The organism is Pedococcus sp. 5OH_020 (assembly GCF_027812955.1).
Classification (GTDB): Bacteria; Actinomycetota; Actinomycetes; order Actinomycetales; family Dermatophilaceae; genus Pedococcus.
Map to the genome: position 1 here is coordinate 159,164 of NZ_JAPYZV010000004.1, position 14,513 is coordinate 173,676.

General features: G+C 70.2%; 12 protein-coding genes. 5 read left to right on the forward strand and 7 right to left on the reverse strand.

The window, feature by feature from the left end; translation table 11 throughout:
• Positions 1 to 32 precede the first annotated feature (32 nt).
• The 4 genes from PHA84_RS08540 to PHA84_RS08555 form a co-directional block, all read right to left on the reverse strand.
• Positions 33 to 2,645: a DEAD/DEAH box helicase gene (locus PHA84_RS08540; protein ID WP_270887678.1), complete on the reverse strand. Its 2,613-nt coding sequence runs from the start codon at positions 2,643 to 2,645 to the stop codon at positions 33 to 35.
• Positions 2,646 to 2,733: 88 nt separating this feature from the next.
• Positions 2,734 to 3,402, reverse strand: coding sequence for a DUF3618 domain-containing protein (locus PHA84_RS08545; protein ID WP_270887679.1), 669 nt, complete (start codon positions 3,400 to 3,402; stop codon positions 2,734 to 2,736).
• Positions 3,399 to 3,881, reverse strand: coding sequence for a phage holin family protein (locus tag PHA84_RS08550; protein ID WP_270887680.1), 483 nt, complete (start codon positions 3,879 to 3,881; stop codon positions 3,399 to 3,401). Before PHA84_RS08550 ends, PHA84_RS08545 begins: the two co-directional genes overlap by 4 nt.
• On the reverse strand, positions 3,878 to 4,732 hold the full coding sequence (locus PHA84_RS08555) for a hypothetical protein (protein ID WP_270887681.1): 855 nt from the start codon (positions 4,730 to 4,732) through the stop codon (positions 3,878 to 3,880). Before PHA84_RS08555 ends, PHA84_RS08550 begins: the two co-directional genes overlap by 4 nt.
• A gap of 194 nt (positions 4,733 to 4,926) precedes the next feature.
• Here PHA84_RS08555 and PHA84_RS08560 point away from each other — a divergent pair, with 194 nt between their 5' ends.
• From PHA84_RS08560 to rpsT, 3 genes are all read left to right on the forward strand, one after another.
• A complete protein-coding gene (locus tag PHA84_RS08560) occupies positions 4,927 to 7,185 on the forward strand; it encodes an ATP-dependent DNA helicase (RefSeq protein ID WP_270887682.1) in 2,259 nt (752 codons plus the stop codon).
• Positions 7,186 to 7,263: 78 nt separating this feature from the next.
• Complete coding sequence (holA, locus tag PHA84_RS08565; RefSeq protein ID WP_270887683.1) at positions 7,264 to 8,238, forward strand: DNA polymerase III subunit delta; 975 nt, start codon at positions 7,264 to 7,266, stop codon at positions 8,236 to 8,238.
• A 225-nt stretch (positions 8,239 to 8,463) separates the two neighbouring features.
• Positions 8,464 to 8,724, forward strand: a complete 261-nt coding sequence (gene rpsT / locus PHA84_RS08570) for a 30S ribosomal protein S20 (protein ID WP_270887684.1) — start codon at positions 8,464 to 8,466, stop codon at positions 8,722 to 8,724.
• Positions 8,725 to 8,808: 84 nt separating this feature from the next.
• Here rpsT and PHA84_RS08575 read toward each other — a convergent pair whose 3' ends face one another.
• Positions 8,809 to 9,372 carry a type II toxin-antitoxin system PemK/MazF family toxin gene (locus PHA84_RS08575; protein WP_270887685.1) on the reverse strand — a complete coding sequence of 188 codons (564 nt, stop codon included), beginning with the start codon at positions 9,370 to 9,372 and terminating at the stop codon, positions 8,809 to 8,811.
• A 22-nt stretch (positions 9,373 to 9,394) separates the two neighbouring features.
• Positions 9,395 to 10,273: a M48 family metallopeptidase gene (locus tag PHA84_RS08580; protein ID WP_270887686.1), complete on the reverse strand. Its 879-nt coding sequence runs from the start codon at positions 10,271 to 10,273 to the stop codon at positions 9,395 to 9,397.
• A gap of 82 nt (positions 10,274 to 10,355) precedes the next feature.
• Between PHA84_RS08580 and PHA84_RS08585 the strand changes: the two genes are divergently transcribed.
• Together PHA84_RS08585 and lepA are read left to right on the forward strand one after the other, a co-directional pair.
• The gene (locus PHA84_RS08585) at positions 10,356 to 11,624 is read left to right on the forward strand and encodes an MFS transporter (protein WP_333742251.1); all 1,269 of its coding nucleotides are present in this window, start codon (positions 10,356 to 10,358) and stop codon (positions 11,622 to 11,624) included.
• A gap of 23 nt (positions 11,625 to 11,647) precedes the next feature.
• Complete coding sequence (lepA, locus tag PHA84_RS08590) at positions 11,648 to 13,507, forward strand: translation elongation factor 4 (protein WP_270887922.1); 1,860 nt, start codon at positions 11,648 to 11,650, stop codon at positions 13,505 to 13,507.
• Positions 13,508 to 13,675: 168 nt separating this feature from the next.
• Here the strand turns inward: lepA and PHA84_RS08595 are convergent, their stop codons facing one another.
• The gene (locus PHA84_RS08595; RefSeq protein WP_270887687.1) at positions 13,676 to 14,473 is read right to left on the reverse strand and encodes a tyrosine-protein phosphatase; all 798 of its coding nucleotides are present in this window, start codon (positions 14,471 to 14,473) and stop codon (positions 13,676 to 13,678) included.
• Positions 14,474 to 14,513: the final 40 nt, after the last annotated feature.

Consider the following 14,513-nt stretch of genomic DNA (forward strand, 5'->3'; position numbering starts at 1 on the left):
CTCCGGCTAGGGCCCCTGAGGATGCAGCCGGCTCAAAGGCGCCGGAAGGAAGTCGTGAGAAGGACCGGCTCACCCGCCTCGTCCGAGGCGTCGAGGTCGAGGTTCGCCTCGACGACCCAGTCGAGGTCCCGCGCCGGGTCCAGGACCGTCTGGCGGACCAGCCGAGACCGCCGTCCGGGCACGGGTTCAGGCTGGGGCTCTATGTGGAACAGGTGCGGCCCACGAGCCGCGCCGTCGGTGCCGATCGAGTCGTGGTCGGCGTAGTAGGCACCCAGCGCCTCGTCCCAGGCGGTGACGTCCATCGGTGGCTGTCGGCGTGGCTCCGTGAGTGCGGCGTTCGACTCGTCCAGGGCCGCCAGGTCCTGGAACCGGTCGCGGCTTGCCAGCTCCACTCGGCGGAACATCGCGTTGCGCACCATGACTCGCAAGGCGCGCTCGTTGGCCGTGACGGGCCTCGACGGCCGGGTCCCGCCGTGGGCTGCGAGGTCCTCCAGCTCCTCCAGCCGTGCCGAGGAGTCGGGATCCGTCAGGGCCTCCCACTCGTCGAGCAGTGAGGAGTCGGTCTGCCGCACTGTCTCGCCGAGCCATTCGAGGAGGTCGTCGAGCTGGTCGGTGCGGTGCGTGGTGGGCACCGTCTGCCGCAGCGTGCGGTAGGCGTCGGTGAGGTAGCGGAGCACGAGCCCCTCGGACCTGGCCAGTCCGTAGCTCGAGACGTACTCGGTGAAGGTCATGGCCCGCTCGTACATGTCTCGGACGACGGACTTGGGAGAGAGCGCGGACTCCGAGACCCACGGATGGCTCTGGCGGTAGATCTCGAACGTCGCCTCCAGGAGGTCTGCCAGCGGCCGGGGCCATGTGACGTCCTCCAGCAGCGTCATTCGCTCCTCGTACTCGACACCGTCTGCCTTGAGCTCGGCAACGGCCTCGCCCCGGGCCTTGAACTGCTGGGCCATCAGGACGGGACGCGGGTCGTCGAGGATCGCCTCGATGACGGATACGACGTCCAGTGCGTGGCTCGCGGCATCCGGGTCCAGCACGTCGAGCGCCGCGAGGGCCAACGGTGCCAACGGTTGGTTGAGGGCGAAGTCGAGCTGCAGGTCAGCCTGCACCGTGACTGTCCGTCCGTCCGGCCCCGGTGGCCTCACACGGAGCAGCACGCCTGTGTCCAGGAGACTCCGGCCGAGGGTGATCGCCCGGCGCGCCAGGCGGACCTGGCTCCGAGCAGGCTCGTGGTTGTCACGCAGCAGGTGGCTCAGTGAGCGCACCGGGTCACCGGGCCGCTGGACGACGTTCAGGATCATGGCGTGGTCGACCCGCATCCTGGACACCAGTGGCTCCGGCTCGGCAGCCACGAGCTTGTCGAAGGTCTGCTCCGTCCACGACACCTCCCCGTCGGCGGGCCTGCGACGCTGGAGCTTGCGGAGCTTCTTCGGGTCGTCACCGGCTCTGGCGAGGGCCCGGGCGTTCTCGATGACGTGCTCCGGCGCCTGGACGACGACCGATCCGCTCGTGTCGTAGCCGGCGCGTCCGGCTCGACCGGCGATCTGGTGGAACTCGCGCGCCTTGAGCACCCGTTGTCGGGAGCCGTCGAACTTCACCAGACCGGTGAACAGCACGGTCCGGATAGGGACGTTGATGCCCACGCCGAGCGTGTCCGTCCCGCAGATGACCTTGAGGACCCCCGCCTGGGCCAGCTGCTCGACCAGGCGCCGGTAGCGCGGCAGCATCCCGGCGTGGTGGACCCCGATCCCGGCACGGACCAGCCTGGACAGGGTGCGACCGAAGCCCGCAGTGAACCTGAACCCGCCGATCCGCTCGGCGATGGCGGCCTTGTCGACGTGGAGCGCGCCCTTGAGCCCGAGCAGTGCCTGCGCCTGCTCCAGCGCCGCGGCCTGGGTGAAGTGGACGACGTAGACGGGCGCCTGGTGGGTCGTCAAGAGCTCCTCGATGGTCTCGGGAAGCGGCGTCAGCGCCCACGAGAAGCTCAGTGGGACAGGGCGTTCCGTCCCCGTGACCAGCGTGGTCTCCCTACCCGTCCGACGGGTGAGGTCCCGCGAGATGGGCGTGATATCACCCAGCGTCGCCGACATCAGCAGGAACTGTGCCTGCGGGAGCTCGAGCAGTGGGACCTGCCAGGCCCACCCGCGGTCGGGCTCGGCGTAGAAGTGGAACTCGTCCATGACGACGAGCCCGACGTCCGCCTGGGCACCTTCCCGCAGGGCGATGTTCGCGAGGATCTCGGCCGTGCAGCAGATGATCGGCGCGTCCGGGTTCACCGAGGCGTCGCCGGTCAGCATCCCCACCTCCGAGGCGCCGAACACCTCGCAGAGCGCGAAGAACTTCTCGCTCACCAGAGCCTTGATGGGGGCCGTGTAGAAGCTGACGCGGTCGCTGGCCAGGGCGGCGAAGTGCGCCCCCGTCGCCACCAGCGACTTGCCGGAGCCCGTAGGGGTGGACAGGACGACGTGCTCACCGGCCAGGAGAGCGAGGAGGGCCTCGTCCTGGTGGGGGTACAGCGACAGTCCTCGATCCTGCGCCCACCCGGTGAAGGCCCCGTATACGTCGTCGACGTCCGCGTCGTCCCCCGGCAGCCGGTCCCCCAGAGACGTGGCCAGACGGATTGGGGCCGAGGTCGTGTCAGTCATCGCGGCCATCCTCGCACCGGATCCCCCGAGCGGGGATGCTCGGGGGATCCGGTCACACGGAGCTGCGTGGGCTGCGTGGGCTCTCGCCTCAGCTGCTGCGGTTCTCCTGCACCGTGTCCTTCGCGTCCTGCGCGCTCCCCGCGACGTCCTGGGCCGCCTGCTGGCCCTGCGACTTCACGGTCTCGGCGGCCGACTGCGCCGTCTCCTTCACCGACTGAGCGGACTTCATGGCCGGTTCCTTCAGGTTCTGGCCCATGTCCTTGGCAACGGACTGCGCCTCCTGCAGGACGGGCTGGGCCTTGTCCTTCAGCGCGGCGGCGCTCTGCCGCTCGCGCTCGCTCGCCGGAAGCAGCGACCCGAGCAGCCAGCCGGCGCCCAGGGCGATGACACCCGCGGCCAGGGGGTTGCCCTGCGTCTTGCGGCGCGCCGCCTGGGGTGCGTCGGACGCGTGCTCGGCCACACTCGACGCGGCACTCGAGGCCGCGCCCGTTACGGAGCTCGCGGCATCGCTCACCGAGCCGGTGACCGAGCCACCGGCGTCGCTCGCGGTGCCCATCACGCGGTCCTTGACGCCGCTCACGGCATCGCCGACCTTGTGGACCTGGCGACGCGCCACGTTGCCCGGCGACACTGCGTCCCCCAGGGCGTTCACGTCACGGCTGAGGTTGCCGCGGGTCCGCTCGATCTCCGCGCGCAGCGCGTCGGGGTCGCTGCTCTGCGTCGACACGGTGTCAGGGGTGGTCTGCTCGTAGCTCATGCTCGGTCCTCGTTTCCTTTCAGTGCCGTAGGCACCTGCTTGGCGCTGTCCACGGTGCGCGACATGCCGTTCACGTCTTTCAGCTGTTTGCGCCCGACGGTGGCGAGCACCGCGGCGATGATGCCCCACAGGACCGCCACGATGACCGCGGACCAGCCCAGGCTGTCGATGGCGTCGCCGATGGCCCACCACAGGGCGATGGAGAGGAACAGCAGGGCATAGCTGGCTGCTGCACCCGCGCCCCCGAGAAGGCCGGCACCCTTGCCCGCCCTCGTCGCGGACTCCTTGGCCTCGGCCTTCGCGAGGGCGACCTCCTGACGCATGAGCGTCGAGAGGTCCCCGGCGATATCCCCGATCAGCGCGCCGATCGAGGAGACCTCGCCTTTGACATAGGTGTCCTGGGAGCCGTGGATCACGTCCTCCCGGGCATTGGCCCGATGCGCTCCACCGGTACCGCTCAGGTTGTCGTACTGGCTCATCGCCAGGTGTCCTGCTCGGTCGTGGCCGTCTCCGTGACGTCAGGGACGCCGGTGGGGTATGCCGCGCCTTCGGCCGGGGCCACCGGGGTGGCGACCACCGGGGTGGTCAGGGGCTCGTCGTACGCCGTGCCGACACCAGAGGTGGCGTACGTGCCAGACGTCGCGCTGGTGGCCGGCGTGGTGAACGCGCTCGAGGTGGCTGCGCCGGCGGACTGGCTGTCGTTGCTCCCGGATGCGTCCGCCGTGAGGCCCCGAGTCAGGCGGCCACCGAGGAAGCCGATGGCCGCCGCCGCGGCCAGGAAGGTGCCAGGGCGCCGTCGCGCGAACGACGTCACCTCGCTGAGCACATCGCCGGGCTCGCGGGACTCCAGCCAGTCGGCCACGGTCCGTACGCGGTCGGAGGCCTGACCCGCGAGATCGCTGGCCATGCCGGACTGGCCGGTGCTCGCCATGGAGCCCAGCTCCTCGCTGAGGGAGCGCAGGCCCTGGGCCGCGCGCTGCTGCTGGCCGGAGGCCTGTCCGCTCATCTCTCCCTTGACAGAGTGGAAGAGCTGCTTGGCCTGGGTTCCGGCCTCGGAGGCGACCTGCTGGGCCTGGTCCTTGGCCGTGCTGGCGACCTCCGCAGTGCTTTGCTTGGCGTCGTCGGCGACGCTGCGCGCCTGCTCCTTGGCGACGTCCGTGGTGGACGACCCACCGGACGACCCAATGGACGTCTCAGTGGAAAAGTCGGTGGACGCTCCCGTGGTCACAGCGCCCGTCTCGGGGGCAGCCAGCCCCGAGGAGCCGTCGCCGGCTCCGCTGGTGGGAACGGCCCACGGGTCGCCGGTGTTCTCGTACGGTCGATCGGTCATCGCTCGTTCCTTTCGTAATGGTGACTCCCGCGCAGGATGGAGCCCGGTGCACAACGCCCGGCTGCTTGAGCGCAGGGGCCGACCCGAAAAGCGCGGATGCCCTGTCCTCCTACCCAAACACACGGGTTCGCATGCGGCCACCGGAGGCGGGGGACGGACGGTTCGGCCGGCGTGCGACGGCATACGCTGTCGGGGTGGCCACCCTGGACGAGCTCCTGCATGCGGCGGTGCGCGCCATCGGAGGGGTCGAGAGACCGGGCCAGGTCGAGATGGCCCACGCCGTGGCCGACGCGATCGCCAAGGACGAGCACCTCCTCGTCCAGGCCGGCACGGGGACCGGCAAGTCGCTTGCCTACCTGCTGCCCGCGGTCCTGCACGCCTTCGACACGGGCAAACCCTCTGTGGTGGCCACCGCCACCCTGGCCCTCCAGGCGCAGATCGTCGACCGGGACATGCCGCGGCTCGCGGAGGCTGTCGCCCCCCTGCTCGGGCGGCATCCCACGTACGGGCTCGTCAAGGGCCGGCGCAACTACCTCTGCGCGCACAAGCTGCAAGGCGGCTTCCCTGATGACGAGGACGGCCTCTTCGAGGTCGCGGACGTCGACCAGCAGGCGAGCAGGCTCGGCAAGGAGATCGTGCGGCTGCGCGACTGGGCCGAGGTGACCGAGTCCGGTGACCGAGACGAGCTGGTCCCAGGGGTGAGCGAGCGGGCTTGGCGTCAGGTGTCCGTGAGCGCCCACGAGTGCCTCGGCGGCACCTGTCCGATGCTGGCGGAGTGCTTCGTCGAACGGTCACGGGAGGCGGCCAAGGACTGCGACGTCATCGTCACCAACCACTCCTTCATGGCGATCGACTCCTTCGAGGGCCGGCAGATGCTGCCTGAGCACGACCTGCTCGTGGTGGACGAGGGACACGAGCTGGTCGACCGGGTGACCTCGACGATCACCGACGAGCTGACCTCCTCGATGGTGAGCGCCGCTGCGAAGCGGGCGGGCCGCCTGGCCGAGTCCACGGAGCCAGTGGACGACGCGGCCGTCTTCCTGCAGGGGGTCCTCGACGAGCTGCCCGAAGGCAGGCTCAACGGCATCCCTGACGCCCTGGGGCTGGCCCTGGCCCGCGTGCGTGACACCACACGACAGCTCCAGAGCGAGCTGAAGCCGGACAAGGGGGTCGAGCCCGACGGCGCGCGGAAGGTGGCCCAGGCCGCCGTGGAGGAGGTGTTCGAGAACTCCGCGCGCATCCTGGAGCAGCGCGAGCTCGACGTCGTGTGGGTGAACCGCGACCCCCGGCGCGGCTCGGTGCTCCGTGTTGCGCCCATGAGCGTCGCCATGCTGTTGCGGGACAAGGTCTTCGGCGACCGCACCGTCGTCATGACCTCTGCCACGCTGGAGCTCGGGGGCACGTTCGACGCCGTGGCCGGGACGATGGGACTGCGCGGCGAGGGTGCGCCCACCTGGCGAGGGCTCGACGTCGGGAGCCCCTTCGAGTACCCACAGCAGGCCATCGCCTACGTGGCCCAGCATCTGCCCCCGCCGGGGCGTGACGGGCTGAGTGCCCAGACCCTCGACGAGATCGAGGCGCTCGTCCGGGCTGCGGGCGGACGAACGCTGGGCCTGTTCTCGTCGATGCGCGCGGCTCGCGAGGCGACGGAGGAGATGCGGCGGCGCTTCGACGGAGACCTCGGCTTCCTGTGCCAGGGGGAGGACCAGATCACCACGCTGGTGCGCCAGTTCGCGCGTGACCCGAGGACCTGTCTCTTCGGGACCCTGACGCTCTGGCAGGGGGTCGACGTCCCCGGCTCGGCCTGCCAGCTGGTCCTGATCGACCGCATCCCCTTCCCGAGGCCCGACGACCCGCTGTCGTCCGCGCGGTCGCAGGCCATCGCTCGGATGGGCGGCAACGGCTTCATGGCGGTCTCGGCGACGCACGCCGCCCTACGGCTGGCGCAGGGCGCCGGGCGGCTCATCCGTCGCTCGGACGACCGAGGGGTCGTGGCCTTCCTCGACTCCCGCATGATGACGGCTCGGTATGCCGGGTTCCTCCAACGCTCGCTCCCTCCGTTCTGGCCCACCACGGACCGTGAGCGGGTGCTGGGAGCGCTGCGCCGCCTTGACGAGACCGCGCCACCGGTGCTCGCCGTCCACGAACCGGCCCTGCGAGGGGTCGCTGGGGCCGTGGCAGCCACCACCATGGGCAGGACGGGGGAGGACTCCGCAGAGCACCCGCGGCCGGTGGCAGCCGACCCGCCACCGGCGGAGTCGGCCCGCACCGCCGTCACCCAGGGCCACGCCTGGACCCCGGAGTCCGATGAGGAGCTGCGGGACGGCGTCGAGCTGGGCCTGTCTCTGGAAGAGCTCGCCGAGAGTCTGGAGGTCCCGGCGCAGGTGGTCGCGGCAAGGGTCAGCGGTCTCGGCCTTCAGGTGTCGGCGGAGACGACCCTCGCGTTCGAGTAGCGCCCGGCAGGCGAAGGAGGACGCTCGGCGACGCGGGCAAGGGATGGGGCTGTCCGGCCGGCATGACAGGCTTGACGGGTGACCACCACCCCCTCGACCACCGTGCCACCGCTGGTCCTGATCAGCGGCCCGGAGCAGGTCATCGCCGACCGCGCGCTCGCAGGGACCTTGGACGAGCTGAGGCAGGGTGACCCCGACGTCGAGGTGGTGCGACTGGACGCGGCAACGTACGACGCCGGGTCGCTGTCGCTCCACGCCAGCCCCTCCCTGTTCGGGGGCACGAAGGTGATCATCGTGCGCGACCTCGACGAGGCGTCGGACCACCTGCAGGAGGACCTGCTGGCGTTCCTGGCGGCGCCGGAGCCGGACGTCACCCTGGTGGTCGCGCACAAGAGCGGCCAGCGCGGCAAGAAGGTGCTCGACCTCCTGAAGAAGTCCGGTGCCCGCGTCGTCGACGCCCCCGCCATCAAGAGCGACCGGGACAAGACCGACTTCGCGACGCATGAGTTCCGGCGTGCGGGTCGCAAGGTCACGCCGGAGGCGGTGCGGGCCCTCGTCGAAGCAGTGGGGCGTGACGTCAGTGAGCTGGCCTCGGCCTGTCAGCAGCTCGTCGCGGACACCACCGGGGTGGTCGACGAGCAGCTGGTGGGCAAGTACCACGGCGGCAAGGTGGAGGCCACCGGCTTCCGCGTAGCCGACGCAGCCGTCGGCGGCGACGCCGGTGAGGCGCTGCGCCTGCTACGCCACGCCATCGCCAGCGGGGTCGACCCCGTGCCGATCGTCGCCGTGCTGGCCCAGCAGCTGCGCCAGCTGGTCAAGGTCGGCTCCGCGGGGCGGGGTCGCTCGGCGGACCTGGCCAGGGACCTGGGGATGGCTCCCTGGCAGGTGGACAAGGCGCGCCGCGCGCTTTCGGGGTGGGGCCCGGAGGGCCTCGCAACGTCCATCCAGGCGGTGGCCCTGGCGGACTTCGAGGTCAAAGGGGGTGGCCGCGACCCGGTGTATGCGGTCGAACGAGCTGTCCTGGCCATCACGTCCGCGCGGACCGGGCAGTAGCGGAGCGGCCGCTCAGTAGGGGCCGGGGCAGCCGCTCGACCGCTGCCCGTTTTGGGTGCGGGGGCCAGTCGCTGGTAGATTTGCCCCTCGCGTGCGCGCATGGTCCTGCGCGCATGCTGCATCACCAGAGCGGCTCAACCACGGGCGTCCCCACGGCCCGGTCCCGAGACGCTTCTGCCGCCCTCTAACGGCAACCTCCCGACCAACCAAGAAAGACACACACCTGTGGCAAACATCAAGTCCCAGCTCAAGCGGATCAAGACGAACCGCACGGCGACCGAGCGCAACAAGGCGGTCAAGAGCGAGCTCAAGACCTGGATCCGCAAGTTCCAGGCCGCCGCGGAGACCGGCGACGCAGCCGCGACCCAGCGGGCGCTGAAGGCGGCGTCGACGAAGCTCGACAAGGCTGTGAGCAAGGGTGTCATCCACGCCAACCAGGCCGCCAACAAGAAGTCGGCCATGGCGAAGAAGGCTTCCTCCCTCTGAGAAGGTCCTCGATCTGACGGTCCACGAGGGCCGGCCACCTGCTGGTGGCCGGCCCTCGTGCTGTCGAGGCGACGACGGCGCCGGTCAGGAGCCCGGTCTGGCCCCGGACACGACCGTTATCAGCCGGTGGAAGCGCTCTCGGTCCAGCACGGCTCCCTCGCGGCGCACCGCTGACGGGTCCACACGCACGACCCGGTCCAGCCGTACCTCGCTCGGACGTCCCTGCGAGTCCCAGGTCCCCGAACCGATGTCCTGCCAGCGCCGTCCGTGTCGGGCCTCCTGGCCGGCGTCGCGGTCATGGTCCTTGCTGGTCAGCATCAGCGCCAGCAGCCAACCCCGGTCCCGTCCGACCACGAGCACCGGCCGATCCTTGCCGCGGGAGGGGTCTTCCTCGTAGGGCACCCAGGTCCAGACGATCTCGCCCGGGTCGGGCAGTCCGTCGGGCCGGGGGCCATAGGTCATCTCGAACGTGCCCGTGAAGTCTCCGGGGTATGCCGTCGACGCGCGGTCCAGAAGCTCCGCCGGCTGGGCAACGACGTCCGTGCGGCTGGCGACGGGCCGGGCCGTACCGCTCGATAGAAGTCCTGTCGTACGACCCCAAAGCCCTGTGAGTCGCGCCTGCAGGGTCGCTATCCGGGGCTTCGGCATGACGGCACGCTAGCGGGGCTGGTCACGGGCGGTCCTTCGGCCGCCACAGCAGACGACCCGGACGTCTGCGGTCGCGCAGCGCATGCGAGCGCCAGACCAGCACCGGGTGGCTGGCCAGAGCGTTGACCACCCAGACGAAGAACCCCCGCTCGGTGGTGGCGCGGTCGGCGAGGGCGTTCACGTCCACGGTGCGGTTGAGGTACTTGCCGGCCGCGAGGGTCGCCATGGCGCTCGCACTCCCGTGCGGCACGAACGCGTACCCGAAGTTGTCGGCCGTGTACTCCTGGCTGCGACTCAGGGTCGAGCCCACGAAGGGGATCCACTGCGCGCCGCTGATCGCAAGTATTCGCCAGTAGCTCGTGTGGCCGGCGGCGATGTGGCCGACCTCGTGGCCGATGATGAAGCGGAGCGCATCGGGATCGCGAGCCTTTCCGCCGATCTCGAAGAGGTCGCTGTACACGAACACGAACCGGCGGAAGCCGTGTCCTGACGCGGCAGCGTTGATCATCCCGTTGCCCAGCACGACATACGCGTCGGGGACCCGCGACAGGCCGTGGTGCGCGCACGCGTCGAGGATCATCCGGTGCGCCTCCGGATACTGCGTCGGCGAGATCTTCACGCCACTGAGTCGCAGCTGGGCATACAGCTGTCCGCGCAGGAAGTAGACGATGAGCGGAGCCGCGAGGAAGATCACGGCGTACGGATCCGGCTGGCGTCGTTCCACGACGGCCGAGACCACCTCGTACCAGGACAGCGCCCAGACCGCGACAGAGGCCAGGATCACGACCACGAGGCAGAGGTTCTCCAACGGGTGGCGCAGGTGGGAGCGCACCGCGCGCCGGTATCCCGGGGAGGGCAGGGCACCCGCCGGGGCGGGTGCGTAGTAGATCTGGTCGGCCATGAGCCCCTCGCTGTCGGTCGTTGCGTGGCCTCGATGCTATGTCGCCGGGAATGCCCGGCGACCCGGCCCTCGTTGCACTGCCGTGACCGACGCGACCCTCTCCGGCTCCTCTCTCGACCTCGAGCCGGAGCCCGAGGTCCGGTCGGCGCACACGACCTTGGCCCTGCTCGCCCTAGCGGTGGGCGGCTTCGCGATCGGCACGACAGAGTTCGTCACCATGGGGCTGCTTCCCGAGATCGCCCGGGGTGTTCGGATCTCCATCCCCACCGCGGGTCACCTGGTGTCCTCGTATGCCGCCGGCGTCGTCGTGGGCGCGCCTGTCCTGGCGACCCTCGGCTCCCGGATGCCGCGCAAGCGCCTGCTCCTGTGGCTCATGGCCGCGTTCGCCGTCGCCAACGTCCTGTCCGCGCTGGCAGGTGGCTATGGCGTGCTGATGGTGGCCAGGTTCCTGTCCGGCCTTCCGCACGGCGCGTACTTCGGCGTCGGTGCCCTCGTCGCGGCCTCCCTGGTCCCGGCACACCGGCGCACCTGGGCGGTCTCCATGATGATCGCCGGGCTCACCGTGGCGAACATCGTCGGCGTGCCGGTCACGACCCGTCTCGGCCAGGCCTACGGCTGGCAGTGGCCGTATGCCGCTGTGGGTGCGCTCGCGCTCGTCACCGTGGTCGCGGTGTGGCGCTGGGTGCCCTACTGCCCCCCGGACGGCGGGGCCACCCTCCGCTCCGAGCTGTCCGCGCTGCGGCGGCCCCAGGTCTGGTTCGCGCTGGCGATCGGCACCGTCGGCTTCGGAGGCATGTTCGCCACGTTCTCCTACATCTCGCCCACGATGACGCAGCTCGGCGGCTTCGGGGTGTCGACGGTGCCGTTGCTGCTGGCGCTGTACGGGGTCGGCATGACTGCCGGGGCGATGCTGTCCGGCCCGGTGTCGCGGCTCGGGGTGCTGCGCGGGATCACGGCGTCCCTGGGGACGATCGCGGTCATGCTGGCCCTGTTCGGTGTGGCGGTTCGGGCTTCGCACGCGCTGGCCCTGCTGGCCGTGTTCATGCTCGGCCTGCTGCCGAGCGTCCTCGTGCCGATGCTGCAGACCCGGCTCATGGACGTGGCCCACGAAGGCCAGTCGCTGGCGGCGGCGCTCAACCACTCGACGCTCAACATCGCGAACGCGCTGGGCGCCTGGCTGGGGTCCATCGTGCTGTCGGCAGGGCTCGGGTACGAGTGGCCGTCCCGGGTGGGCGCGGTGCTCGCGGTGCTGGGCGTGGGCATTGCACTGACGTCAGCGGTGACCGAGCGCCGTCACGGGCATGCCGGCTCGCATGGGAGGATGGGCCGTTCCCAGCCACCACTCCCGTGAGGTCGAAGCAACCCGTGTCCCCCCTGGCCCGCACCGCGCTGCAGCCTGCCGCGACGCCGCCGGAGAAGATCCGGAACTTCTGCATCATCGCGCACATCGACCACGGCAAGTCCACCCTGGCCGACCGGATGCTGCAGATCACCGGAGTCGTGGACGACCGCGCCATGCGTGCGCAGTACCTCGACCGCATGGACATCGAGCGCGAGCGCGGGATCACGATCAAGAGCCAGGCCGTCCGGATGCCGTGGGAGGTCCGGGACGATGCGGGCAATCCTGATGTCTTCTGCCTCAACATGATCGACACGCCTGGCCACGTGGACTTCACCTATGAGGTCTCCCGTTCGCTGGCTGCGTGCGAGGGCGCTGTGCTGCTGGTCGACGCCGCGCAGGGGATCGAGGCCCAGACCCTGGCGAACCTCTACCTCGCCATGGAGAACGACCTCACGATCATCCCCGTCCTCAACAAGATCGACCTGCCGGCGGCGCAGCCGGAGAAGTACGCCGAGGAGCTGGCGGGGCTGATCGGCTGCGACCCCGAGGACTGCCTCAAGGTCTCGGGCAAGACCGGGGTCGGCGTCGAGCCGCTCCTCGACGAGATCGTGCGCCAGCTGCCGGCCCCTGTGGGTGACGCGGACGCTCCTTCGCGCGCCATGATCTTCGACTCGGTGTACGACACGTACCGGGGGGTCGTGACGTACGTGCGCGTCGTGGACGGCTCCCTCAACCCCCGCGAGCGCATCCAGATGATGTCGACGCGGGCGACGCACGAGCTGCTGGAGATCGGCGTCATCTCGCCTGAGCCGGTGCCGTCCAAAGGCCTCGGCGTAGGGGAGGTCGGCTACCTCATCACGGGGGTGAAGGACGTCCGCCAGTCCCGGGTCGGCGACACGGTGACCAACCAGAGCAAGCCCGCCAAGGACGCGCTCGGCGGCTACCGGGACCCCAAGCCGATGGTGTTCTCCGGGCTGTACCCCATCGACGGTTCCGACTACCCCGCCCTTCGCGACGCCCTCGACAAGCTGAAGCTCAACGACGCGGCGCTCGTCTACGAGCCGGAGACCTCTGCGGCTCTCGGCTTCGGGTTCCGCATCGGCTTCCTGGGGATGCTGCACCTGGAGATCGTGCGCGAGCGGCTGGAGCGAGAGTTCGACCTCGACCTGATCTCCACCCTGCCGAACGTCGTCTACGACGTGACCCTCGAGGACGGCAAGAAGCTCGTGGTCACGAACCCCAGCGAGTTTCCCTACGGCAAGATCAGCTCCGTTCGCGAGCCCGTGGTGCGCGCGACGATCCTGGCGCCGAGCGAGTTCATCGGCGCCATCATGGAGCTGTGCCAGCAGAAGCGTGGCTCGCTTCGCGGCATGGACTACCTGTCCGAAGAACGGGTGGAGATGCGCTACACGCTGCCGCTCGCGGAGATCGTGTTCGACTTCTTCGACCAGCTCAAGTCACGGACCCGTGGATACGCGTCGCTGGACTACGAGCCCGACGGCGACCAGGAGGCCGACCTGGTCAAGGTCGACATCCTGCTCCAGGGCGAGACCGTCGACGCGTTCTCCTCGATCGTGCACAAGGACAAGGCGTACGCCTACGGCGTGATGATGGCCGGCAAGCTGAAGGACCTCATCCCGCGCCAGCAGTTCGAGGTGCCGATCCAGGCCGCGATCGGGGCGCGCATCATCGCCCGCGAGAACATCCGCGCCATCCGCAAGGACGTGCTGGCGAAGTGCTACGGCGGTGACATCAGCCGTAAGCGCAAGCTGCTGGAGAAGCAGAAGGAAGGCAAGAAGCGAATGAAGATGGTAGGCCGCGTCGAGGTCCCCCAGGAGGCCTTCATCGCCGCGCTCTCCTCCGACGCCGGCTCCGAGAAGCCCAAGAAGTAGCTCGACCGGACTCACGTTTTGTGCGGGTCGCGCAGCGCGGGACGCGCGACACTCACAAAAAGGTGAGTCCGGTCGGATGGGGTGAGTCCGGTCGGATGGGGTGAGTCCGGTCGGATGGGTGAGGGCGGGTCGGATGGGGTGAGGGCGGGTCGGATGGGGCGGGTCTGGTCAGCGCGGCTCGCGAAGGCGGCGGCATAACGTCTCCACCTGGTCCTCGCTCCAGCCCTGCTCGCGCAGCCAGCCGGCGGCGCCGCCGTGGCGCTCGGCGAGCACGGTCAGCAGCCGCTGCATCGTCTCCGGCCGCGGGACGTGCTGGGACATCGGCTGGTCGCGGAGCGTCTCCTCGTACGCCGGCCGGGTCATCAGCCGGGCGACGATCCGCTCCACCCTCTCACCGGTCGCCACATAGTCCTTCACGACGTCCTCGTCGCTGACCCCTGCCACGGACAGCGCCATGGCGACCACCGTGCCGGTGCGGTCCTTGCCCGCGGCGCAGTGCACCACCGTCGCACCGCTGCTCGTGGCGACGACCTCGAGGGCCGCGCTGACCGAGTCCGGGCGGTCGGCGAGGTAGCCGAGGTAGTGGCTGGCCCAGTGGTCGTCGTCGCGCTTCGGCGGTTCCGGCCGGCCGCTCTCCTTGGCCCACGGCAGGACGAGCGCGGCCGCCGCGGGGTCGTCGTGCTCGTCGTCGGTCAGGAGCGAATGGTGGTGATGCGGCACGAGATCTCGCGCGCGCAGCGGTCCCGCGCCTTCGAGATGAACCTCCACGTTGCTGCGCAGGTCCACGATGTCGGTCACCCCGAGCCCGTCCACCAGGTGCGCGACGTCGCCGTCCGACAGGTCCTGGAGGTTGTCGGAGCGCAGCAGCCGGCCGGAGGCGACCCGGGAGCCGTCCGTCGTAGGCAGGCCGCCGACATCACGCATGTTGACGACGCCGTCAAGCTCGATCCACTTCGGTGCGCTCACCCTGTGACCCTAGCCGTGCGAGGCGCTTTCAGGCCTACTG

What these genes read in the sequence shown, in the direction of transcription:
- PHA84_RS08545 (WP_270887679.1), bottom strand. Translation starts at nt 3,402, where the DNA reads ATGAGCTACGAGCAGACCACCCCTGACACCGTGTCGACGCAGAGCAGC.
- PHA84_RS08580 (WP_270887686.1), bottom strand. Translation starts at nt 10,273, where the DNA reads ATGGCCGACCAGATCTACTACGCACCCGCCCCGGCGGGTGCCCTGCCC.
- PHA84_RS08575 (WP_270887685.1), bottom strand. Translation starts at nt 9,372, where the DNA reads ATGCCGAAGCCCCGGATAGCGACCCTGCAGGCGCGACTCACAGGGCTT.
- PHA84_RS08555 (WP_270887681.1), bottom strand. Translation starts at nt 4,732, where the DNA reads ATGACCGATCGACCGTACGAGAACACCGGCGACCCGTGGGCCGTTCCC.
- PHA84_RS08550 (WP_270887680.1), bottom strand. Translation starts at nt 3,881, where the DNA reads ATGAGCCAGTACGACAACCTGAGCGGTACCGGTGGAGCGCATCGGGCC.
- PHA84_RS08540 (WP_270887678.1), bottom strand. Translation starts at nt 2,645, where the DNA reads ATGACTGACACGACCTCGGCCCCAATCCGTCTGGCCACGTCTCTGGGG.